The organism is Vibrio minamisatsumaniensis, assembly GCF_050337445.1.
GTDB lineage: Bacteria > Pseudomonadota > Gammaproteobacteria > Enterobacterales > Vibrionaceae > Vibrio > Vibrio artabrorum.
In genome coordinates, this window is record NZ_JAKJSY010000164.1 from 1 (window position 1) to 1,705 (window position 1,705).

A 1,705-nucleotide genomic window follows, 5' to 3' on the forward strand; every position below is an offset into this window, starting at 1 on the left:
TCGTTTGAGTTTGGCATTTTCAGTGGCGAGCTCCCTTTCTCTATCGCTGATTTTCGCATCTTTTTTGACGGCTTTACGCCACCCATAAATTTGAGATTCATATAGCGAAAGCTGTCGTGCGGCAGCAGAGACACCGACTTTCTCTGCTAACTTAAGCGCTTCGGCTTTAAATTCAGGAGCATGTTTGATTCGTGTTTTCTTAGTTGTCATTGTTCACCTCGTTAGTGATTGTACTCACTTAACTCGGTGTCCAAAACTTCTGGTGCGGATCAGACAACACTCCCTGCTCCAATTACAGCGCCTTCCCCTATCGAAACACCGGGTAAAACAATCACCCCATAGCCAATCCATGCATCATTACCAATTTGAACAGGAGCAACTTTCAAACGCTCTAATTCGTCTTGCTCGCCTCGCCTTTCTATCGCATGACCACTACAATCCATAATAACTACGTTTGGGCCAAACATAACTCGCTCCCCTATAGAAACCGATTGATATGAACAAATTGTAGTCCCTTGTAAGACAGTGTTATTTCCGATGGTTATTTGTCCATAATTCCCATCTTTAATCGCTACGCAAGTTAATTTTGTTGGACCTGAAGGAAAAGCAGGAAGTACCGTTGATTCTATATAACAACCAACTCCAATTTTGATACATTGATTAACCGTCAATAAGGTCGATCTGGACGTGTCCTCTGAAATTCTGGTCAAGTTAACAACAGGACAACCCGAAAAACTAACCCAAGGATCTATACCAAAATATTGACCATAACGCTCCATTACTTGCTCATCGGTTAACATAGCGTCAGACATCGGGCAGAGTATTCTTTTTGATTGATACATCACTTCACCTCTCTTTAAATGAATTTGGTACTTCGGTAACCATTCCATCTTGCAAAAGTAGCACTCGATCCGCAGCCGCTATTGTTTCAGGACGATGTGCTATCATCAATATTGGAAGTCCAATCTGCCTAAATGTTTGGCAAACTAACGATTCCGTATGTATATCTAAACTGCTCGTTGCCTCATCCAATATCAATAATTCAGGTTTCTTGTATAACGCACGAGCAATTAGTATTCGCTGTTTTTGCCCCCCAGATAAACTTGAACCCATTTCGCCAACAAGAGTGTGATACCCCATATTCAAACGTTCGATGTCATCATGTACCCCCGCCTTTCGAGCACACTCTACTAACCATTCCTCATCCAAATCAGTACCAAAAAAAGTGATATTTTCAATAATAGAACCACTAAACAACTGATCTTCTTGAAGAACTGCACCTATACGTTGCCTGACTTCTTTCATTGATAAATTTGAATTTCCAAAAAAACCAATGTGTCCATTCGTTGGTTTATAGATTCCTAATAACAATTTCGATATTGTTGACTTCCCACACCCAGAGGGACCTGATCCGCACCAGAAGTTTTGGACACCGAGTTAAGTGAGTACAATCACTAACGAGGTGAACAATGACAACTAAGAAAACACGAATCAAACATGCTCCTGAATTTAAAGCCGAAGCGCTTAAGTTAGCAGAGAAAGTCGGTGTCTCTGCTGCCGCACGACAGCTTTCGCTATATGAATCTCAAATTTATGGGTGGCGTAAAGCCGTCAAAAAAGATGCGAAAATCAGCGATAGAGAAAGGGAGCTCGCCACTGAAAATGCCAAACTCAAACGATTATTGGCAGAGCAAGCTGAAGAGCT

2 protein-coding genes and 2 pseudogenes are annotated in these 1,705 nt (G+C 41.6%); 1 reads left to right on the plus strand and 3 read right to left on the minus strand.

What is annotated here, in order from left to right; all coding sequences use genetic code 11:
* From L4B77_RS19880 to L4B77_RS19890, 3 genes and pseudogenes are all read right to left on the minus strand, one after another.
* Positions 1 to 210: transposase (locus L4B77_RS19880; RefSeq protein WP_429752516.1), on the minus strand; the 210-nt coding region annotated here is incomplete at its 3' end.
* Positions 211 to 272: 62 nt separating this feature from the next.
* Positions 273 to 365, minus strand: a pseudogene (locus tag L4B77_RS19885) (DapH/DapD/GlmU-related protein); the annotation flags it as partial.
* 481 nt (positions 366 to 846) lie between these two features.
* Positions 847 to 1,395 (minus strand): annotated as a pseudogene (locus L4B77_RS19890) (ATP-binding cassette domain-containing protein); the annotation flags it as partial.
* A gap of 74 nt (positions 1,396 to 1,469) precedes the next feature.
* Between L4B77_RS19890 and L4B77_RS19895 the strand changes: the two are divergent.
* Positions 1,470 to 1,705 (plus strand): transposase (locus tag L4B77_RS19895; protein WP_429751568.1); only part of this gene is annotated, 236 nt, incomplete at its 3' end.